Annotated in this window: 19 protein-coding genes; 17 read left to right on the forward strand and 2 right to left on the reverse strand. The window is 34.5% G+C overall.

The window, feature by feature from the left end:
• From DD829_RS23805 to DD829_RS17860, 6 genes are all read left to right on the forward strand, one after another.
• Nucleotides 1-359 (forward strand): hypothetical protein (locus DD829_RS23805; RefSeq protein WP_165814885.1); only part of this gene is annotated, 359 nt, incomplete at its 5' end.
• A gap of 59 nt (nucleotides 360-418) precedes the next feature.
• Nucleotides 419-2722 (forward strand): AAA family ATPase, encoded by a 2304-nt coding sequence (locus DD829_RS17840; protein ID WP_116548003.1) that lies wholly within the window; start codon nucleotides 419-421, stop codon nucleotides 2720-2722.
• Entirely contained in the window at nucleotides 2703-4073 is a 1371-nt protein-coding gene (locus tag DD829_RS17845; RefSeq protein ID WP_165814886.1) for a 5-methylcytosine restriction system specificity protein McrC, read from the forward strand. The genes DD829_RS17840 and DD829_RS17845 overlap by 20 nt, the downstream gene beginning before the upstream one ends.
• A 43-nt stretch (nucleotides 4074-4116) precedes the next feature.
• Nucleotides 4117-4878: a LytR/AlgR family response regulator transcription factor gene (locus DD829_RS17850; RefSeq protein WP_108410820.1), complete on the forward strand. Its 762-nt coding sequence runs from the start codon at nucleotides 4117-4119 to the stop codon at nucleotides 4876-4878.
• 131 nt (nucleotides 4879-5009) lie between these two features.
• On the forward strand, nucleotides 5010-5885 hold the full coding sequence (locus tag DD829_RS17855) for a viperin family antiviral radical SAM protein (protein ID WP_108410562.1): 876 nt from the start codon (nucleotides 5010-5012) through the stop codon (nucleotides 5883-5885).
• Nucleotides 5886-5899: 14 nt separating this feature from the next.
• Nucleotides 5900-6418 carry a cytidylate kinase family protein gene (locus tag DD829_RS17860; RefSeq protein ID WP_165796671.1) on the forward strand — a complete coding sequence of 173 codons (519 nt, stop codon included), beginning with the start codon at nucleotides 5900-5902 and terminating at the stop codon, nucleotides 6416-6418.
• Between the two features lie 85 nt (nucleotides 6419-6503).
• Here DD829_RS17860 and DD829_RS17865 read toward each other — a convergent pair whose 3' ends face one another.
• Nucleotides 6504-6860, reverse strand: coding sequence for a hypothetical protein (locus tag DD829_RS17865; RefSeq protein ID WP_108410564.1), 357 nt, complete (start codon nucleotides 6858-6860; stop codon nucleotides 6504-6506).
• Nucleotides 6861-7031: 171 nt separating this feature from the next.
• Here DD829_RS17865 and DD829_RS17870 point away from each other — a divergent pair, with 171 nt between their 5' ends.
• The 3 genes from DD829_RS17870 (at nucleotide 7032) to DD829_RS17880 (ending at nucleotide 9438) form a co-directional block, all read left to right on the forward strand.
• Nucleotides 7032-7238 (forward strand): bacteriocin-like protein, encoded by a 207-nt coding sequence (locus DD829_RS17870; RefSeq protein WP_076389839.1) that lies wholly within the window; start codon nucleotides 7032-7034, stop codon nucleotides 7236-7238.
• 52 nt (nucleotides 7239-7290) lie between these two features.
• Nucleotides 7291-7548 (forward strand): DUF1294 domain-containing protein, encoded by a 258-nt coding sequence (locus DD829_RS17875; protein ID WP_116548005.1) that lies wholly within the window; start codon nucleotides 7291-7293, stop codon nucleotides 7546-7548.
• Between the two features lie 363 nt (nucleotides 7549-7911).
• The gene (locus DD829_RS17880) at nucleotides 7912-9438 is read left to right on the forward strand and encodes a subtype B tannase (RefSeq protein ID WP_108411138.1); all 1527 of its coding nucleotides are present in this window, start codon (nucleotides 7912-7914) and stop codon (nucleotides 9436-9438) included.
• Nucleotides 9439-9645: 207 nt separating this feature from the next.
• Here the strand turns inward: DD829_RS17880 and DD829_RS17890 are convergent, their stop codons facing one another.
• Nucleotides 9646-9996: a winged helix-turn-helix transcriptional regulator gene (locus tag DD829_RS17890; RefSeq protein WP_076389845.1), complete on the reverse strand. Its 351-nt coding sequence runs from the start codon at nucleotides 9994-9996 to the stop codon at nucleotides 9646-9648.
• Between the two features lie 161 nt (nucleotides 9997-10157).
• Between DD829_RS17890 and DD829_RS17895 the strand changes: the two genes are divergently transcribed.
• The 8 genes from DD829_RS17895 (at nucleotide 10158) to DD829_RS17930 (ending at nucleotide 21148) form a co-directional block, all read left to right on the forward strand.
• Complete coding sequence (locus DD829_RS17895; RefSeq protein ID WP_228408239.1) at nucleotides 10158-10784, forward strand: hypothetical protein; 627 nt, start codon at nucleotides 10158-10160, stop codon at nucleotides 10782-10784.
• Between the two features lie 204 nt (nucleotides 10785-10988).
• Nucleotides 10989-12794, forward strand: a complete 1806-nt coding sequence (typA, locus tag DD829_RS17900) for a translational GTPase TypA (RefSeq protein ID WP_076389847.1) — start codon at nucleotides 10989-10991, stop codon at nucleotides 12792-12794.
• Nucleotides 12795-12882: 88 nt separating this feature from the next.
• On the forward strand, nucleotides 12883-13068 hold the full coding sequence (locus DD829_RS17905) for a hypothetical protein (RefSeq protein WP_076389849.1): 186 nt from the start codon (nucleotides 12883-12885) through the stop codon (nucleotides 13066-13068).
• Nucleotides 13056-13352, forward strand: coding sequence for a type II toxin-antitoxin system RelE/ParE family toxin (locus DD829_RS17910; RefSeq protein ID WP_076389851.1), 297 nt, complete (start codon nucleotides 13056-13058; stop codon nucleotides 13350-13352). Before DD829_RS17905 ends, DD829_RS17910 begins: the two co-directional genes overlap by 13 nt.
• A gap of 508 nt (nucleotides 13353-13860) precedes the next feature.
• Nucleotides 13861-15459, forward strand: a complete 1599-nt coding sequence (locus DD829_RS17915) for a glycoside hydrolase family 10 protein (protein ID WP_317048572.1) — start codon at nucleotides 13861-13863, stop codon at nucleotides 15457-15459.
• A gap of 618 nt (nucleotides 15460-16077) precedes the next feature.
• The gene (locus DD829_RS17920; RefSeq protein WP_108409801.1) at nucleotides 16078-16647 is read left to right on the forward strand and encodes a helix-turn-helix domain-containing protein; all 570 of its coding nucleotides are present in this window, start codon (nucleotides 16078-16080) and stop codon (nucleotides 16645-16647) included.
• Nucleotides 16648-17010: 363 nt separating this feature from the next.
• The gene (locus tag DD829_RS17925) at nucleotides 17011-19836 is read left to right on the forward strand and encodes a TonB-dependent receptor (RefSeq protein WP_108408560.1); all 2826 of its coding nucleotides are present in this window, start codon (nucleotides 17011-17013) and stop codon (nucleotides 19834-19836) included.
• Nucleotides 19837-19846: 10 nt separating this feature from the next.
• Entirely contained in the window at nucleotides 19847-21148 is a 1302-nt protein-coding gene (locus DD829_RS17930; protein WP_108408559.1) for a DUF5690 family protein, read from the forward strand.
• The last annotated feature ends 8 nt before the right edge of the window (nucleotides 21149-21156 follow it).

The raw sequence follows: 21156 nt of genomic DNA on the forward strand, positions 1-21156 counted from the left end.
ATAAAATACTTTCAGGTGATTATTTTAATGACTCTAATAATATAGATTCAAAAATTGATACAATACAAAAGAAAATATGTTTTGATTTAACATCAATGCTCAAGCCCTTTTACTCCATTAAAAATTCAGAGTCAAATATTTTAAGTTGTATAGAAATGGGAGGATATAAATCCTTGACGTTACAGTTAATTAGCTTAAATATTCCGAGAGAAGTTGCACTAATCCTCAATGATACGATTTTTTCTAAATTGAATATTAATATTCAAAGTTTGGACGATGATTTTGTAAAAGCATATATAAAATCGAATATCAATGATATTGATTTTTGGAATAGAATTCAATTGCAACATCTGCTTTAGTCATAACCGTTATATACAATTATTAATAAATTATTTAAAAGTAATACCATAAAATATCAATGGATTCTTATATAAAAAACACAATAAATAACATTTTAAATTCTGAAAGTATTTCTTCTCTAAAAAAATATGAGGGCTTTTATTTTCAAAAAGCTAAAGATGCGTTAAATCATTTCTTGCAGTTAGAAGTGAATGGTGAGATTAAAACGTTCCTTCTCGAAAATCGGAAGAATTATGATAACCTGAAACAACTCTTCGAAGACGACGAGGAATTTTCGGTTTTTGGTAGAGCCATTTTGTCAGTAATATCTTATTGTGATTCACGAGCAGATCGAAAGAGTGAATTTAATCAATATGATGACTCTAGAACTTTAGCAATGGCATCCGTGAGGATGAATTTTTGGGTAAAACAATTAATAACATATAAGTTTGAAAGAACTTTTACAAATGGTTCTATTAAAAATGCTATTGAATATTTGTTGAATCCTGAGGAGAATTTTACGATGTTGAGTGAAAATCATCGAAGTCAATTATCTGAAAATCTTTTTAGAAAAAGATATGAAAAAGATACTTTTAAAGATGATGTTATCAATTTTTTCTCAGGATTTTCTATTATAGTAAAAAACCCGCAAAATTACACTCATTTACTTACAAGGATCATTTATAATATAACTGATTTCTGGAAGGAGAGTATTATAGGTCTTATATGTCCGGATGGTACTGGGTGGCAAGAAAATGTGATTGATACCCCAGATACAATTAATTACATTACAGTTTGGAATCACCGTAAGCCTAATATACCTCAAAAAACACTCAAATTACTAAAATCTTGTATCGAAGAAAATGGTTTTTTTAGAATTTTTTATTCATACGATTACACAGTTCATTATATAGCTGAGGTTATTGACTTTGTTACAAACCAATCAGAACTTGATAAAGCGGATTGGCAAAAGCATTATAAAAATATTAATTCTGAGGGTGGTAACTTCAGTGATTATAATGATGGATCTAAAAGTGCTAATATAATTTATTTAGTTAATAGATTTTATAAAGTTGAGCCAATTAATGAATCTAACTTTATATACTATGCAAATAAAAAGTATCCTAGTGTGGGTAGTCAAGCCCCTGTAATTTCATATAAAACTAATTTAGAGATACAAAAACAAAATAAAATGAAAAATCAAATAGATCTTCTGCGTTATAAAAAACAAATTATCTTACAAGGACCTCCAGGAACAGGTAAAACAAGGTTAGCTAAAGAAATATCAAAAAAAATAATTGAGAGTAATAAAATCAGTAATGCAACAATTTCTGTTAAAACACTAACTAAGAATTATATTAAATCTAATTTGAACGTTGGACAAAAAATAGAAGGAAAGAATGAGACAATATTTGAAGTTGTGGATTTAGGAAAAAATGTAGTTTTATTAAAAAGTGATACAAGTAAACCTTGGAGACCATCTTACAATAAAATAATAGATTCCTTTAATAATAAATTGTGGAAAATTAAAGGAAGAACTGGCGGATTTAAATCTTATGAAGATGCAATTGCAAAGTATTTTTATGAAAATCATCTTAATTCGATAAATGAAGAGGAACAAAATCTAAGTAATATAAAGGATTTTCAAAAGATCATTCAGTTTCATCCAAGTTATACTTATGAAGATTTTGTTAGAGGTATTGTTGCTCTACCTAATGAAGAGGGAGAAGGTATTGTTTATGGTGCAGAAAACAAAACGTTAGCTAATTTCGCAGAGAATGCATCAAACGACTCTGATAATAATTATGTTCTGATTATAGATGAAATTAACAGAGCTAATCTCTCTTCTGTTTTAGGAGAATTGATTTACGCTTTAGAATACCGTGGAGAAGAAGTAGAAAGTATGTATGAAGTAGATGGCTCTCAAAAATTAGTTCTTCCACCGAATCTCTACATTATCGGAACCATGAACACCGCAGACCGAAGTGTAGGACATATCGATTACGCCATCAGAAGAAGGTTTGCATTTGTAGATGTTTTACCTGAAAAGCTGGAAGATACTGAAGATGTATTTTTTAATACTCCTAATTTCATAGAAGTAGCAAAATTATTTATTAAAACTGGAGAGGATGAGGTAATCAATTTTGAAAATGCGGAAGATTCAGATTTCCTTTCTAATGATTTTTCTTCGAAAGACGTGGCTTTAGGTCATAGTTATTTCATTGCAGACAGGAAAAAGATATCAGAAGAAGAAAAAGACAATTATTTCAAAATGAAGATGAAGTATGAGATTATTCCTATTCTTAATGAATATCTTAGGGATGGAGTTTTTAATGAATCTGCAACCGCAAAAATCAAAGACATTGAACAGCGCTTTGCCTAAACTTATAAGGCTTTACGAACATTGGGAGCATACTGAAGAATTCCTTGAAATTGAGAAGAGCCTCTACTTCAGGAAAGATAACAGATGTTCTGTATTTCAGTATGAGAATATAAAAGAAAACAATGTTGAGAAATGCAAGATAAAAGCCAATTACTATATTGGAGTTGGAACGGTTTCAAATAACCATCATATTTTTGTTTCTCCAAAAGTAAATAATAAACTTTTGGAAAGTATTCAGGAAAATTTAGATGATATAGATGTTGATCATACAGCAAAAGCAAAAATTGAAAGTAAAGAAGAAGTAAATTCATTACCGGAAGTCGATGTGGTAAAAATGCTTTCAGAAATAATAAAGCTTCCTGATGCAACCAAAGAAATATCGGAGCTTCTGGATATTGATTGGGATGCTCCCGAAATAGAAGTTGAGCATTTGGACAATGATTATTTATCACCTTTTTTGGTCGTGCAGTTCATACATTTAATGAAAAAAATCGTTAAGAAGGGACTGAAGAAATCGTATTATACAGTAGAAGAAAATTTAAACAGCAGAATAAAAGGTAAAATTTTAATTCCTAAAACGATTAAATTAAACCATCTTAAAAATAGAGCGACAAATACTTTTTGCAAATATCAGGAGTTTGGCTTTAATAGTATTGAAAACCGGTTTTTAAAAAAGGTGTTAGAATTTGTAAATAATTATTTATCAACAAATAAAGAACTGTTATCATCCGTTAATTCAGAAATCCGGAACAGTATAAACTATATCTCTTCTGCATTCGAATTGATTAGTCCGCTGGAAAATATCAAAGAAATAAAAAGCGTAAAGCATAATAAATTTTACAAAGAATACAAAGAAGCAATCCATTTGGGAGAACTCATTTTAAAAAACTTTTCCTACTCAATCACAAAATCTAATACTACAGCCAGGAAAAAAACACCGCCTTATTGGATTGATATGAGCCGTTTGTTTGAGTTATATGCCTATAAAAGATTGTTGGAAAACGAAGCTTACAGAAAGATTAAATACCATTGGAAGACGTTTGGAAACGAAGTGGATTTTATAGGTTTTTATAATAATCCTGAAAAAGGTAATGAAATACCAATTATTATAGATGCTAAATATAAGTTGCATTATGAAAACAGCAAAGAACATCAGGATATGAGACAGGTTGCAGGTTATGCGCGCTTGAAAAAAGTTTATCATCACTTTTCGGATAAAGTTAAAAATTCAGATATAATAGATTGTTTAATTATCTATCCAACTCTGAATAAAGAAACTGAATTACAAATTTCTGAAATAAAAGCATATCAGAATATCTATAAAATGGGAATTTGTCTACCGATTAAGTAAAAAAAATTGATAAAGAATACAATAAATACATTCAGTTCTACCTATGTTCCCAACCTACCACATCGCCATCCTTGAAGACAGCCCCAAACAAATGGAAAAACTGGAACTGTATCTTCAGCATATTCCCAATGTTCAGATTGTTTCAAAAAGCAGCAGTTCAGATCATTTTTTTGAGGAACTGAAAACGGTAAAGCCGGATATTTTGCTGGCGGATCTGGATCTGGGCAGCGACAGCATGACGGGAATGGAAGTGGCGCAGGAAATCGGGATTCCCGTTTTCTTTGCAAGTGTCAATACCAGAGAATACATCAAAGATATTGAGAATCTCAAGCGCGATTCCGGGATTTGTGTAGATCATATTACCAAGCCTTTTACGGAAGAAAAATTTGTTAAAAGTTTTAAAAGGTTCTTACAGGAAGTTTACTTGTTTTCTAGTCTTCAGTACGTTTATCTGGATTTTAATAAAACAAAAAGAAACAGGATTCTGATTGATGATATTGTCTATTTAAGCGCAGATAAGTCTTCCGGCTCCGAATCCAACAACAAGCAGATTCATTTTATTAACCGGAAAACGGAGAATCTTATTGATTTTTCCTTTTCGAAAATGGAAGATAAAGGACTGATGAAAAGTCAGTTTATAACGATTCATAAATCTTTCAGAGTCAATAAAAAATACATTCAGTGTTATCATAAAAATGATGAACACGTAGAAATCATTGTATTTGATGAAAAAAACAAGACAAAATGTCATTACCTGCCTGTGTCAGAAAATTATCAGAATGACATAAAAAAACTTTTGGGCTAACGGCTCTTATTCCTCAAAAAAAAGCTTTTGTTCCTGCGTTTCCGGTTATGTTTTCCGGAAACGCATTTTTTTGTTTTCCGGATGTTTTTTTGTTGATACTCCTATACAATAAATAATTATTAAAACAAACAATGGAAACATCTTTTGAAGGAATAATTCCTTCCGTTAATTATCATCTCTGGGAACCTTGTAATATGAAATGCAGGTTCTGCTTTGCAACATTTCAGGAGGCTAAAAAAATACTTCCTAAAGGACATTTGCCTAAAGAACAGTCTCTGGAACTGATAAAGCAGATTGCCGGAATGGGCTTTAAAAAAATAACCTTTGCAGGAGGGGAGCCTACAATATGTCCATGGATTTCAGATCTTATTGCCGCTGCAAAAGAAGCAGGGATGACTACAATGCTGGTGACCAACGGAACTAAGCTGAATGAAACGTTTTTTAAGAAAAACAAGAAGAATCTGGACTGGATCATCTTGAGTATTGATAGTCTGAATGATGAAACCAATATTAAATCGGGAAGAGCTTTTAAAGGAAAAGAGCCGTTAACTGCGGAAGCCTATAAATCGCTTATAGATGAAATTAAGAGGTATGGTTTTCAATTAAAAATCAACACAGTTGTCCATCACCTGAATTACAATGAATCTTTAATGGATCTGATTCTTTATGCTCAGCCAAAACGCTGGAAGGTATTTCAGGTTCTGCCGATGAAAGGGGAGAATGATGAACACATTGAAGAATTTATTATCAGTCAACAGCAGTTCGATCATTTTATAGCGAACCATCAGTTTTTGAAAGATCATGAAATATTGGTTTCTGAAGATAATTCTGAAATGAAAGACAGCTATGTGATGATAGATCCTGCCGGAAGGTTTTTTACCAATAAAGAAGGCTTTCAGGAATACAGCAGACCAATATTGGAAGCAGGGGCTAAAAAAGCTTATGATGAAATGGATTACAGCTATAAAAACTTTTTAGACAGAGGGGGTTTATATCAATGGGATTAATATTTAAAAATTATATGAAAACAAAAATTACATTATCCGGTGAAGTGGCTTCCGGAAAAAGTACAGTAGGAAAATTACTGGCAGAACAATTAGGGTATCAGTTTATTTCTTTAGGAAATTTAATCCGGAAGAGAGCAGAAAATGAAGGAATAAGTATTGTTGAATTTCAGCGAAGATGTACTGAAAATCCGGAAACTGATAAAGAAATTGACAGGGAATTTGCTGATGAATGCAATAAAAAAGAACATTTAATTATTGATTATCGTTTAGGATTTAAGTTTATTAACAATGCCTTTCATGTTTTTCTTAAAATCTCTGAGGAAGATGCGTCAGAAAGACTCAGAAAATCTGAAAGAGGTGATGAATCTTCAAAAACGATTCCTGAAAGAAACAATGCCTTTAAGAAACAATTTAAAAATGCGTATGATATAGATTATACTTTAGAATCACACTATGATCTGGTCGTGACCATCAACAACCAAATAACGCCTCAGGAAATTGTAGATATTATTTTGTCTGAGATCAAAAGTTAATTGCTGAGTAATTAATAACGCTGTCCCAAAAGTCAATCTGACTTTTGGGACAGCAGCTTTTATACTTTCATTGTAAAAATGATTCTCAATTCAACACCTCCGATCCAAAAATCCTCACACAGTACTCACTCCCCAGAAATCTCGGATCACCATATTTCTCAGACCAGAAACCATCCAGAACATCTTTACTGATACAGCGGTAAACTGCCACACCCTTGTAAATTTTGAGATCTTCCCCTTCATAACGGAAGTTGATGACCAGAATTCCGTCTTTATAAAAACCGGTGCCTTGCTGCATATGATCCCCAATCATCCACTCAGCAATGATGCGTTGGTTTTCGTCGAGGGATAAGGTGAGAATCCCATAATAAGAAACTTCCGTAGACTCTTCCTGATTGCTTCCCTGAATAGAATAACTTCCTGCTAAATCCTGTACTGTCATTTAATTTAATTAATCATACAAATGTAAATTAATATGAGATTTTACAGAGGATTCTTTACAATTATTTAGAATAAATCTGCTAAGGATATTTTTTATTCAATAAGTGTTGAAATATTTTGCAGATCTAATGTTTTTTTATATTTTTATCTCTCAAACTATAAAAAATATATCATGAAAAATCTAAAAAAGGTTTCTAGAAATGCGATGAAATCTATTCAGGGAGGTATCATTAAAGGTATGGTAAGATGTAAAGATCCAAATACATGCGTTGTTCAATGGGGATGGGGTGGAGGATCATCAAGTAACTGCGGTACCTTTGATATTATTTGTGGAGAAGCTCCTCCGCAGGATCCTTGCGAATATACTTTATGTGTATAAAAAATATTTAAAGGAGTGTTTATTAACACTCTTTTTTATTTTAGATTTGCCAATGTTTTATTTTTTAACAGCCATCAATCTTTTTACCTTTATTATTTATGGAGCCGACAAGAGAAAAGCAGAAAAGCACCAGCGAAGAATTTCCGAAAATACGCTTCTGGCAGTTTCTTTTTTGGGTGGAACTATCGGAGCTTTACTGGCAATGATCTTCTTCAGACATAAAATTTCCAAGACTTCCTTTTTATTAAAATTTGGACTCATTGTTTTAGTACAGGCTGTTTTCATTTACCTTTTTGAAAATACTTTCTAAAATGGAAAAGTTATACAGATTTTATGACTAATATATTAATCCCTAAGAAATATTTTGTGATCATATTATACGTATAAAGTAGACAGTTCACTTTTTAGTCCGAATCCTTTTTTTGATAAGTAAATTTTAAAAGTTCATATATTCACCCCACAAATAAATCATTTCACAACATTTTTCTTATTTAAATTACAGAAACAATATTTTTGCTCAATAGATATGGAAAAAAAGAATAATATTTATTTTAGGAGCAGATTGATTTCTGTTACAATATTTAGATTTCGATGTTCATTCCATTTCAGAAGAACTTTTGCAATAAAATTACTAATAAAGAAATAACATTAGCTTAAGATAATATCATATCATATGAAAAATACGATAGTTGGTCTTTTCTGTTTTATATCGCTATTCTCTTGCGCACAAGAAAGGAAAGCCGGTTCGGGCTTAAATTTTAATCCCGACAAATACGAGATTCAAATTCTTACTTACAATGGTAAAGAAATCCGCGTAAGAGCTTTTGAGAAAATTGTTTATGTGGAAAAACCTGTAGACACAACCTATCAGGTTCTTAATTTTTATGTTCCTGAAGAATATTACAGAAATAAAAGTATTAATGGATACAATGCCCAAAATGCCCCTATATTTTTCCCTAACCAAGTAGGTGGTTATATGCCTGCTGAACCCGGATCTACAAAGTTAAACAATTTTAGACCTCCGATTAATGGCGGTGTGGTAAAAGATAATAACCAACAAAGACCACAGGGCGGGTTGGAAGACAAAAAAGAAAATACCATCTTAAAGGCCTTGTCTCATGGTTATGTAGTAGCTTCTGCGGGAGCAAGAGGGCGCACGAATAAAAATAAAGATGGCAAATACTATGGGAAAGCACCTGCCGGGCTGGTCGATTTAAAGGCTGCCATTCGTTATCTTAAACTAAACGACCGCGAAATGCCGGGCAATGCCGACAAAATTATTTCCAATGGAACCAGTGCTGGTGGTGCCATGTCAGCTTTATTGGGAGCTACCGGAGATAACCCTGATTATTTGCCTTACCTGAAAGAAATAGGAGCAGCAGAGACCAGCGATGCTATTTATGCCTCCTCTGATTACTGCCCAATTACCAATTTGGATCACGCAGACGCTGCTTATGAATGGCAGTTTTTCGGGGTAAATGATTACAAAAAAGGAGGGCTCTATGGACCTCAAGCCGATACAGCTACAGAAACTTTAAATGAAAGGCAACAGAAAGTCTCATTGGAGTTAAAAAACACATTTCCTGCCTATATCAATTCTCTAAAACTTAAAGATGAAAAGGGAAACCTCCTCACATTAGATAATAGTGGAAATGGTTCTTTCAAAGAGTTTTTGAAGGCAAAAGTAATTGTATCAGCCAATGTCGCATTAAAGGCAGGAACTGATCTTTCCGAAAGACCCTTTCTTATCATAAAAAACGGAATAGTAACAGACATTAATTGGGATGAGTATATACGATATATGCAAAGACAAAAAACACCACCTGCTTTTGATGCGCTGGATTTATCAGCAGCAGAAAATACAGAGTTTGGAACAGAAAGTTTTGATGCAAAACATTTTACTGAATATAGCTTAAAAAATACTACAGTAAGTAATGCAGTGATAGCGGATAAACAAATTGTAAAAATGATGAATCCTATGAATTATATCGGAGATGCTCATACAAAAACAGCAAAATATTGGAGAATTCGTCACGGTTCAAAGGATAAAGATACTGGTTTGGCGATTTCTGCTATTTTAGCTGTGAGACTTGCAAACCAATGCTATCATGTAGATTATGCATTGCCTTGGGACAAACATCATAGTGGAGATTACGATTTGGACGAGCTTTTCCATTGGATAGATCAGATTTCCAAATAAAAAATAGGTAGAATTTTAAGCTCTTTTTATTATGAGTAGCAATTCGTTTATTTCTTCGGAAAGTATTATTAAAGATATCTATTTTCCGAAGATTTTTTTATTAAATTCTAAAAAGTACTCATTTATTTCACTAACTTTCAAATACTGCGAAACGAAAACCCGCAAATTATTTCTTCATTTTTTTTCCAAGTATTTAGCGATAACGAATCATCTATGATTTGTTTTCTTTTCGGCTACATAATGTCCCCATTTATTAATAACATCCAAAGCAGGAATAAACGTTCTGCCAAATTGAGTCAGACTGTAGAATACTTTTACTGGAGCTTTATCTCCATCTACAGTTCTGGATATTAAACCGTCTGATTCTAAATTTTTTAACTGTAAACTGAGTGTCATCTCTGTAATTACTTCAATTTCTTTTCGCAGTTCATTAAAACGTTTATCTCCGTCTTTAAGATGATATAAGATAACAGCTTTCCATTTTCCACCGACTAAATCCATTGCGAGACTTATTGTACAAGGATAATATTTTCCTTCAACTTCTATGTTTTTTCCCATTGTTTTTACATATCAATTTTGATAGTTCTTGCAAAAATAAATAACTATTAATAATTTTGCAACTATAATTACTTTAGTTATTTATTAAACAGATGTAATATCAATTTAAAGAGATTCTTTTTATATTAAAAGATATTTATAATTGTAAAATTTTTAAATTTTTGCAGGCAGGAATATTTTTCAATATTAATTTTTCCTGTAACGTATTTATATTAAAAACAACTCTAAGAATGCTTACTCAATATAAATCATATTCAATGAAACAAAATGCTATAATATGGCCGGAAAAATATACTCCGGGCACAACAGACAATTACTGTTCAAATGAGGTGATCGTAAAAGATATAACCGCCTCTGAGGTTTGGCCTTACCTTACTAATCCGTTTACTTGGCCAACCTATTACTCCAATTCTTCAGATATTGAATTTTTAAAAGCTGGCGATAATGAATTGTATCATGATGTACGATTCCGATTCAAGACTTTTGGTTTTCCGATACAGGCTCAAGTTACCGAGTTTGTGCCTCCTTCAGAAAATGAACCTGCAAGACTTGCTTGGCATGGTTGGGCAGAAGGTGATGAAGAGGCTCGGTTGGACGTAATCCACGCATGGCTTATCGAAGATCTACCGGGTAACAGAGTACGTATTCTCACCCAAGAGAGTCAAATTGGCAAACCTGCGCAGCAATTGGCTAAACAAAAACCTAACCCAATGATAAATGGTCATCAGGAATGGCTTGAAGGCTTGATAGACGCTATCATTAAATCAAACGATACACGATTAGTGTAAATATTTAAATCCTCTATACTTACAGAATTTCTTTGAGCAAATATATTTGTGCACAACCACAAAACTTGACATAATATTTCTAATTATGAGGATTTTTTTAGATGCTAATTATTTAAATTCCTCATTATGAATTTGTTAATTATCAAAAGTTATTGGTGAATATTTCATTAAAAATCACTATTTTTGCACCCGTAAAAATCTTATATGCAAAACATTAGAAATATTGCGATTATCGCACACGTTGACCACGGTAAGACTACTTTGGTCGACAAGATCATCCACGCTACCAACATTTTCAGAGAAAATCAGGAGAGTGGGGAGTTAATTATGGATAACAACGATCTTGAAAGAGAAAGAGGGATCACCATCTTATCCAAGAATATTTCTGTTACTTATAAAGACACGAAAATTAACGTAATTGATACACCTGGTCACGCCGATTTCGGAGGAGAGGTAGAAAGAGTACTGAAAATGGCAGACGGGGTAATTTTGTTGGTGGATGCGTTCGAAGGACCGATGCCACAGACAAGATTCGTACTTCAGAAAGCTTTGGAACTTGGTTTAAGACCTTTGGTGGTAATCAATAAAGTAGATAAGCCAAACTGCCGTCCGGATGAGGTTCACGATCAGGTATTCGATCTTTTCTTCAATCTGGATGCTACTGAAGAGCAATTGGATTTCCCAACGTTCTATGGTTCTTCTAAACAGGGATGGTTCAACACTTCATTAGAGCAGACTGAAGATATTTTACCATTACTGGATGGTATTTTACAGTACGTTCCTGCACCGAAAGTTACAGAAGGTAACCTTCAGATGCAGATCACTTCTCTGGATTATTCTTCTTTCTTAGGAAGAATCGCAATCGGAAAAGTAACGAGAGGAGAAATTAAAGAATCTCAGTGGATCGGTCTTGCACAGGCAGACGGAAAAGTGGCAAAAGGAAAAGTAAAAGAACTATACGTTTTCGAAGGATTAGGAAAGAAAAAAGTAACTGAAGTTCAGGCAGGAGATATCTGTGCTGTGGTAGGTTTCGACGCTTTCCAGATCGGAGATTCTTTCGTAGATCTTGAAAACCCTGAACCATTGGAAAGAACGGCAATTGACGAGCCTACACTGAACATGACGTTCTCCATCAACAATTCACCTTTCTTCGGGAAAGACGGTAAATATGTAACGTCTAACCACTTGAAAGAAAGATTAACGAAAGAACTAGAGAAAAACTTAGCATTAAGAGTTCAGCAGACCGATGATGCCAATACGTTCCTTGTTTTTGGTAGAGGTATTCTTCACTTGTCAGTTCTTATTGAAACCATGAGAAGAGAAGGATATGAAATGACGATTGGTCAGCCACAGGTAATCCTTAAAGAAGTAGACGGTGTAAACTGTGAGCCTTACGAATCTTTGGTAGTAGACGTTCCTGAAGAATATGCTTCAAGAGTAATCGATCTTGCTACCCAGAGAAAAGGAGACCTTCACATCATGGAAACCAAAGGGGAGATGCAGCACATGGAATTCGAAATTCCTTCAAGAGGTTTGATCGGATTGCGTTCTCAGATGTTAACAGCGACGGCGGGAGAAGCGATCATGGCACACCGTTTCACAGAATACAAGCCTTTCAAAGGTGCTATTCCGGGAAGAAACAACGGGGTGTTGATCAGCAAAACGCAAGGTCCGGCAACAGAATATTCCATCAACAAACTACAGGACAGAGGCAAGTTCTTCGTAGATCCGGGAGAGGAAATCTACGCAGGAATGATCATCGGTGAACAGAACAAACCGGGTGACCTTGTGGTAAACATCGTGGAAGCAAAGCAGTTGAACAACATGAGAGCAGCAGGTAAAGATAAAGATACAGGAGTTGCTCCGAAGATCTTATTCTCTCTTGAAGAATGTATGGAATATATTCAGGGTGATGAAGCCATTGAAGTAACGCCAAACTTCATCCGTATGAGAAAGAAATTACTTTCTGAAGAAGACAGAAAAAAAGTGGAAAGAGCAGCTAAAGCTTAATTCAGTTTTTATAATAACAAAGCTCCGATTTTTCGGGGCTTTTTTTGTTTTAAATTTACTAATTTAGCATAAGCAAAATAGTAAGAACATGACAATTACTAAAGAAAAACTCCATAGACAGATTGATGAATTTCCGGATGAGATCAGTATTGATGAAGTAATAGAAAGATTAATTATGATCGAAAAACTGGAGATCAGAAAAAAAGAATCTGAAGATAATGAAACCATTAGTGAGGATGAGCTTAAAAATGAAATAGACAAATGGTTCAGATAAAATGGCTGAAATCTGCAAAAAATGATTTGAAAGAAATTTATGACTTTGTTAGTTTAGATTCTAAAAGATATGCGAAGTTTCAAATTGAAAAAATTCAGAATAAAACAGAAATTTTAAAGACAGGAAATATTGTCGGGAAAAAAGTTTCCGAGTTGGATGATGAAAACATCAGAGAAATCTTCGAAGGAAACTACAGAATCATTTATCGTATAGTTTCTCCGGAGGAAATTCACATTATCCTGATTCATCACGGTGCAAGAAATTTACACAATAGAGCAAAGTGATTTAAAAGAATAAGTATATCTTACATTTTCTATTTTACAATAACATTCAATAGGGGCGGACTTTAGTCCGCTTTCAGCATTATTCCTCTAGACTGGCTTTGGTCAAAATTAATATAAAACTTGCCTAAACTTTTTTATCGCAAAAGATGCAAAAGATTGTAACACTGTAGTTGTTTAAGTTTAATAATTAAATGGGAAAAAGAGCACATAAGTTAAAAAAATCAAAGATTTTTCTCTTTGCGGACTTTTGAAATACCTTAAATAAATCCAATAAAGTCTTTTGTCTCTTTTGCGGTAAAATTTAAAATGAGTTTAAACAAACTTATAAGTAAGGAAGCCTTTTAAAGCTTACTTGAGTGAAACGCCTTAGCGGACTTAAAAACAATTAGTAATCAAAAAAACTTTGTGTTAAAGCACCTATAATTTAAATCAAAGTACAAATAATTCATTTTATTATCGTAATTTAAAATCAACAAAATAAATTAATGTAGTTTTGCAGACTATGAGAATGAATACCCTAAAAATGATCGTTTTATCGGGATTTTTTACATCATTTGTTGCCTGTTCCACACAGAACAACGCAGTGAAAGCTTCCACTCCCGTAAAAAATTCCGTTAAACCCAACATACCAAAACCGCCGCTTCCTATTACCAGTACAGATTCTTCGGCAGTACCGCCGAATGACGACACCTTCCGAACCAACCTCCCGGAAATCAAAAGAGAGTTCCGCGGAGCATGGATTGCAAGCGTTGCCAATATCAACTGGCCTTCAAGAAACAACCTGTCGGTCGATCAGCAGAAAGCCGAAGCCATTTCCATGCTGGATATGCTGAAAGACAATAACTTCAACGCCGTTATTTTTCAGGTAAGACCTTCCGCAGATGCTTTGTACACCAGTAATCTGGAACCGTGGTCGTATTTCCTGACCGGACAGACCGGAGCCGCTCCTTATCCGAATTATGATCCTTTACAGTTCTGGATCGAGGAATCCCACAAAAGAGGACTGGAACTCCATGTGTGGCTGAATCCGTACCGCGCCCATCATTCGAACGGAGGCTCACCCAACAGTTTATCTATGGTGAATAAGCTTTCCGACATCGTCATCCGCCTGAAAAACGGAATGTACTGGTTTGATCCTGCTGATCCCAAAACTCAGGGACACGTTTCGAATGTGGTAAAAGATATCGTAACAAGATATGATATTGATGCCGTACATTTTGATGACTATTTTTATCCTTACGCAACCTATAATAAAGGAGCCGATTTTCCGGACAATAAAACCTGGAATGCGTACGTAAACAGCGGAGGAACCTTAACAAGAGCCGACTGGAGACGGGATAACGTGAATAAATTTGTAGAAAGAATCTATAAAGAAATCCACGCAGAAAAGAACTACGTGCGATTCGGGATCAGTCCGTTCGGGATCTGGAAACCCGGTTATCCGGAAGGAGTCACAGGTTCTTCTCAGTACGATGAGCTTTACGCGGATGCCAAATTATGGTTAAACAAAGGCTGGGTAGATTATTTCTCGCCACAGTTGTACTGGCCGATAGAATCTAAAGGACAGCCTTTTGAAGGACTACTAAATTGGTGGAAATCTGAAAACACCATGAACCGCCATTTGTGGCCGGGCTTGAATTCGGTGGAAATTAAAACTTCTGACCGTCCGACAGAAATTAAAAATCAGATTGAAATATCACGGCAGGTTTTAGGGAAAGATGCAGGGGAAATTCACTGGAGCATTGCCGGTTTAACCAAAAATGCCAACATGCTTCCTACACTGAAAAACGGACCCTATAAAGAAAAAGCGTTGGTTCCGAAAACATCATGGATAAAAGCTATTCCTTTGCAGACCCCGACTTTGTTCATCAATAACAACGGAAATTCTGCGCAGATAAGCTGGAGCGTAAAAAATATAAAAGAAGTCTTCCAATGGGTGCTTTTTACCCAGTACAACGGAATCTGGGAAACTGAAATCCTTACACTGGATCAGCTTTCCAGAGAAATTCCTAAAAATAAAGAAGGAAAAGTACTGAATGCAGTTGCCATCAAAGCAATTGACCGATTGGGAAATGAAAGCGATTATATCGCCAAGAAAATAAAGTAATTTTAATAAATACAGATGAATAAACTCAGCAGTCTTAAACAAGTTGCTGAGTTCTTTATTTTACCACATCAGTCACATAAGATTTTAAATAATCGGCGTATTGTATGCAAGAACACATTAGCTTATGAAAATCTTTGATTTTCTTCTTATGTGATCTTTTAAATATCTAATTAAACTAAACTTATGTGACTAATGTGTCATATTTTAATTTTTCGGTTCCACTTTGTTTCGCTCAAAATGACAATGTTGCAGATTGAATGGTACGTACTTTTTTAACCACATAGGTCACATAAGATTTTAAATCATCGCCGCATTGTCTGCAATAACACATTAGTTTTTTGAAAAGCAAAGATTTTGATCTTATTTTTAAAGAAGTTAATGTAAAAAACTTATGTGATTATAAATCTCTACTTAGCAACAGCTTTGTGAGCCTAAGAACAATGAATAATTGAAAAGTCATTCATCAATTTTGGGTTAAAATTCAGCATTATGATGAATAAAAGATCATCAATATAAAATTAAAGATCTCCAAATTCGAAATAGTATAAAAGAAATATCATTTAATATAGTAAATTTGCTTCTGCATATAATAACCGGATCTTGGCTAACTGTAATGATATGAATGATTTTTTAATAGGCATTGGAAAGAGACTAAAAGATATCAGGAAAAAAAATAATTTAACCATTAATGAATTAGCTTTCAGAGCCAATGTAAGCAACGGACTTGTTTCCAGAATAGAAAACGGAAGAACCATTCCTTCGCTTCCCGTGCTGTTGGATTTAATCCAGTCTCTGGAAATTGATGCGAGTTACTTTTTTGAAGGGGTTGAGAAAAAATCAAACGCAAAATTCATTTACCTGCCCAAAGAAAACCAGCAGCTTATTGAAAAAGAAGTGGAAGCCGAAGGGTTTAAATACATGCATATCTTCAGCAAAAGTCTTCATTCTTTAGGTTTTGAAGCCGTTTTACTCACCCTTGAACCCAATGCCAAAAGAGAAAAAGTAATCACTGATGCATGGGAATTCAAGTATATTCTGAAGGGAGAGGTAAAATATCTGATCGATAATGAAGATGTGATACTAAAAGAAGGAGATTCCCTTTATTTTAACGGAAAATTCCCGCACGTTCCGGTGAGCATCAGTAATGAAAGCTGCATTATGTTGGTTTTGTATTTTTACTCAGGATAAATTTTACATCTCTTTTTTAATAGTTTATTTACAAATATTCAATTATTATTTTTCATAAAAGTTTACAAATACGCAACTTTCTGTTTTTTATCAAACCTTCTGATTTAACTTTAAATTAATCTTTGGGCGTTTGTTTTTTTGAAAATTTTATTAAACAAATACGCATTGCATATGGTGTTCCGTCTTCTGAAACACTGATTAACACTCATGTTTTTCCATTATGAAAGAAGAATACGGTACTTTCTGCAGGTAAAACTGAGGTAACAATTCTGCTTCATTTATTAAACATTACTTAATATAAAATAATTACATATATTAAAATTATTGACTTGTTTTGCGGTATAAATTTAATATATGTAAACAATGGAGCCGATAATAAAAAAATCTCTATTCCCTCTTTTTGCCTGTTGCAGTATCTTTATCTCTGCCCAGCAACAGATCGTTACAGGAATTGTTTCAGACCATAATCAGCCGCTTCCAGGAGCTACCGTAAAGGTTGCCGGAACCTCCAGAATCATCATGACCGATTTGGAAGGAAAGTTTTCCGTCAATGATCTGAAACCGGGACATTATGACCTACAGATCTCTTATATTGGTTTTGAAAATCAAAATATCACAATAGATCTAAAGTCTCAGCAGACTATGGATCTGGGAATGATCTCCATGCTTCAGAAACAGAAAAACATTGATGAAGTCATCGTTACGGGATCTCTGAAAAACAGTGAGGCAAGAGCCTTAAATCTTCAGAAAAACGCAATCAATATTTCCAACGTTATTGCTTCCGACGGAATCGGGAAATTACCGGACCGAAATGCTGCGGAAACCGTTCAGCGTGTACAGGGAGTTTCCATAGAGAGAGATCAGGGAGAAGGAAGATTTGTTTCTCTGAGAGGATTGCCGCCATTCTGGGCTTCAACAACCATCAACGGAAACAGGCTTCCCACAGCGGAAGAGGAAACTACATCCAGAGCAACCGCTTTCGATTTTTTTCCGACGGAACTTATCTCTTATGTTCATGTAAATAAATCTTTCACTCCCGATATGGAAGCCGACGGAATCGGAGGCGGCGTGAATTTCATTACGAAAACACCGCCCATGAAAACCGAGTTCAAAGCAACACTGGGAAGCGGTTACAATGCTAAATCTGATAAAGGAGTCTACAACATCGGACTGCTTTACGGCGGAAGAACAAAGGATAAAAAATTCGGGTATTTATTCAATTTTGCACACTTCATCCGAAACTGGTCTACCGATAATTTTGAAGCCAGAAGAAGCGGGGACGAAGGTGTTTTCAGGTTAGAACTTCGGGATTACAACGGGGTGAGAAAAACGACAGGAATCAACACGGCTTTTGAATATGTGCTGTCTCCAAAAACCACATTTTATCTCAAAGGAATGTACGGAACGCTGTCTGATGATGAAACGCACTACAAACACAGAATCCGTTTTGATAAATTCAGTTCCGCCAACAACACCGCAAGAGTGGAATTGCAGAACATCCATAACCGTCTGATTACAGAATTAACCTCGGTTTCTTTAGGTGCAGTTCATCAGTTAAAAAAAGGAAAGATCGACTGGGATCTATCATATTATGACAATAAATTCAAATACGGAAATATTCCTGATAAACAAAACAATTCCTATTATGTCATTAAGTACACTCAATCCGGAGTGGGAATCGATCCGACTTATATTGCTAATCACGGAATAGGTCCGAGAGCTTACTGGAAAGCCGATGGCGGAAAATTGGACTATAAAGATCCGGATGCATTATTTGGATTCTACAGCGACACCAATTTTAAAATGGATGCTTCCAGAATGAGATTTACCGATCTGGAATTTTACAAAGTCTTTGTTGAGGAAAAGGATAAAATGGTGGCTGCTTTTAACCATGAGATCAATGCTTCAGATCGTTTAACCTTAAAATACGGTTTCAAATACAGGGATAAAGAACGGAATGCCAGATTCTCGGATATTTTCTACAACTGGAACAACGGAACGGCACCGCTTTTATCAGATTTTGGACAATATATTACGAGTCAGGCGAATGGAACTCAATATTTAAGCGAAATGAACACCCACATCGGGAATACGTTCGGTCCTGTTCTGTCGACATCGGGAATGGATCAGTTCTGGTTTCAAAACAATGGAAATTTAAAGATAAACACTACAGATTCAGAAGCATTAGAATACAACAAAGCACTTGGAAGAAACTTCGACGTTTTCGAAAAACATACCGATGCATATGGAATGGGAACGTATAAAGTAAATGATCAGATCACGATTTTAGGAGGGATCAGATTATCAAATACCAATACGCAAGTAAAAGGATATAATGTAATCAACAATACCCTGATTCCTGTTGAAAACACTAAAAAATACCTTGCCGTTTTGCCGATGCTGCACATTAAATATTCTTTAAACGATAAAACAAATCTACGTTTTGCGGCAACAAGAACGTTCTCAAGACCGAATTTCGGAGATTTAACGCCGGGAGGAACATACAGCGAAGCCGACAACGAATTCAAAGGTGGAAATCCAAATCTGAACCCGACCTATTCTTTAAATTTTGATCTGATGGGAGAGTACTATTTTTCAAATGTAGGGATTTTGAGTGGTGGTGTTTTCTATAAATCAATCACAGATCCGATTTTTCAGGATTCTTTTATCGGAAATTATAATGGAAATAACGGAGTACAATTCACCGCGCCAAACAACGGAAAAGCAGCCTGGTTAGGCGGAATTGAGTTAGGAATCAACAGAAGATTCGATTTCCTGCCTGGTTTCCTACAATATTTCGGAACTCAATTGAACGCCACTTTCATGGATTCTCAAATGGAAAAACCAAGCGGAAGAGAGGTAAAACTTCCTTATCAGGCAAAAGAATTATGCAACATTCAGTTATTTTTCGAGAAAAAAGGATTCAACGCAAGACTGGCTTACAACTACAAAGGAAAATATGCTGTGGAATATGCAGAAGAAGACTTAAATGATTCATACTACGGAAAATACAGCAGTTTAGACTTCGGAGGTTCTTATCAATTTACCAAACATCTTATGTTGTATGTTGACGTAAATAACATTCTGAACAAACCTTTGATCTACCATTTCGGAAAAGAAGAAACCCGCCCGGAACAGGTTGAATATTACGGAGTAAGATGCAATTTAGGAGTAAAGTTTAATTTCTAACCGGATAACCATGATAAAAGCGGTCAATAAAAAAACAGCAGTAACCCTGAAAGCGGCTTTCGCGGCATTTGGAGTGTACTTTTGCATGTACGGTTTTCGAAAACCCTTTACAGTTGCCTCTTTCGAAGGTATAGTTTATTTCGGGGTTGATTATAAAGTTTTGATCATTATTGCGCAGGTCATGGGATATTTTATCTCAAAATTTATTGGAATTAAATTTATTTCAGAATTAAAACCGGAAAAAAGAATCTTTTATTTATTCACCTTTATCGTGGTTGCAGAACTTGCTTTGCTTGGTTTTGCGGTCGTTCCTGCGCCTTACAATATTCTTTTCATGTTCATTAACGGAATTCCGTTAGGAATGATTTGGGGAATTGTCTTTTCTTACATTGAAGGACGAAAAACTACGGAAATCATTGGATTATTTTTATGTTCAAGTTTTGTAGTTTCTTCGGGATTTACAAAATCTGTCGGGAAATTTTTAATGGATACTTTCAATATTTCAGAATTCTGGATGCCGTTTTCAGCAGGATTAATTTTCATCATTCCGTTGTTGGTATTCGGGTTTATGTTGGAAAAACTTCCAAAACCGACCGAAGAAGATATTTTATTAAAAAATAAAAGACAGCCGCTCAATAAAACGGAAAGAAAAAAAATTATTCAGCAGTTTTTTGTACCAATGATCTGCATTACATTTTTGTATGTGAGTCTTACGGTTTTAAGGGACTTTAGAGACAATTTTAACCGTGAGATCTGGGATAATTTACACATCAGATTCGACAGTTCAATCTTCACCTTAACGGAAATTCCGATTGCAATTATGGTGCTTTTGATTTTAAGTTTTATGGTTAAAGTGAAGAACAATAAGAGAGCTTTTGCCTATTATCATTACATTCTTTTTGGTGGAATTTTAACGGTCGGTTTTTCGACTTATTTATTTGAAAACAATGTAATGTCACCTTTTTTCTGGATGGTTCTTTCAGGTTTTGGGATGTATTTATGCTACATTCCGTTCAACGGAATTTACTTCGACAGGATGATCGCAGCATTTAATATCAAAGGAAATGTAGGTTTTCTGATCTATCTGGTAGATTCTTTCGGGTATTTGGGAAGCGTTTTGATTCTGCTTTATAAAAACTTCGGTTCACCGCAGACTTCCTGGCTGAATTTTTACATTAAATTAAACTACATCATTGTAGTTGTCGTGCTGATTTCTTCTCTCATTGCTTTTATCGCATTCAGAAGAAAAGCAGGAAAAAATAAAATCAATAACCAACCATACATCAATTTCGATCCGTCGAAAAGTATATAAATTATAGT

Origin of the sequence: Chryseobacterium sp. HMWF035 (assembly GCF_003094695.1) — a bacterium.
GTDB classification, from domain to species: Bacteria; Bacteroidota; Bacteroidia; order Flavobacteriales; family Weeksellaceae; genus Chryseobacterium; species Chryseobacterium gambrini.

Excerpts from the sequence above, each read along its gene's own strand:
- DD829_RS17875 (WP_116548005.1), top strand. The coding sequence starts at position 7,291 with ATGTTTTATTTTTTAACAGCCATCAATCTTTTTACCTTTATTATTTAT.
- DD829_RS17905 (WP_076389849.1), top strand. The coding sequence starts at position 12,883 with ATGACAATTACTAAAGAAAAACTCCATAGACAGATTGATGAATTTCCG.
- DD829_RS17870 (WP_076389839.1), top strand. The coding sequence starts at position 7,032 with ATGAAAAATCTAAAAAAGGTTTCTAGAAATGCGATGAAATCTATTCAG.
- DD829_RS17880 (WP_108411138.1), top strand. The coding sequence starts at position 7,912 with ATGAAAAATACGATAGTTGGTCTTTTCTGTTTTATATCGCTATTCTCT.
- DD829_RS17910 (WP_076389851.1), top strand. The coding sequence starts at position 13,056 with ATGGTTCAGATAAAATGGCTGAAATCTGCAAAAAATGATTTGAAAGAA.
- DD829_RS17915 (WP_317048572.1), top strand. The coding sequence starts at position 13,861 with ATGAATACCCTAAAAATGATCGTTTTATCGGGATTTTTTACATCATTT.
- DD829_RS17855 (WP_108410562.1), top strand. The coding sequence starts at position 5,010 with ATGGAAACATCTTTTGAAGGAATAATTCCTTCCGTTAATTATCATCTC.
- typA (WP_076389847.1), top strand. The coding sequence starts at position 10,989 with ATGCAAAACATTAGAAATATTGCGATTATCGCACACGTTGACCACGGT.
- DD829_RS17860 (WP_165796671.1), top strand. The coding sequence starts at position 5,900 with ATGAAAACAAAAATTACATTATCCGGTGAAGTGGCTTCCGGAAAAAGT.
- DD829_RS17890 (WP_076389845.1), bottom strand. The coding sequence starts at position 9,996 with ATGGGAAAAAACATAGAAGTTGAAGGAAAATATTATCCTTGTACAATA.
- DD829_RS17850 (WP_108410820.1), top strand. The coding sequence starts at position 4,117 with ATGTTCCCAACCTACCACATCGCCATCCTTGAAGACAGCCCCAAACAA.
- DD829_RS17930 (WP_108408559.1), top strand. The coding sequence starts at position 19,847 with ATGATAAAAGCGGTCAATAAAAAAACAGCAGTAACCCTGAAAGCGGCT.
- DD829_RS17840 (WP_116548003.1), top strand. The coding sequence starts at position 419 with ATGGATTCTTATATAAAAAACACAATAAATAACATTTTAAATTCTGAA.
- DD829_RS17925 (WP_108408560.1), top strand. The coding sequence starts at position 17,011 with ATGGAGCCGATAATAAAAAAATCTCTATTCCCTCTTTTTGCCTGTTGC.
- DD829_RS17920 (WP_108409801.1), top strand. The coding sequence starts at position 16,078 with ATGAATGATTTTTTAATAGGCATTGGAAAGAGACTAAAAGATATCAGG.
- DD829_RS17865 (WP_108410564.1), bottom strand. The coding sequence starts at position 6,860 with ATGACAGTACAGGATTTAGCAGGAAGTTATTCTATTCAGGGAAGCAAT.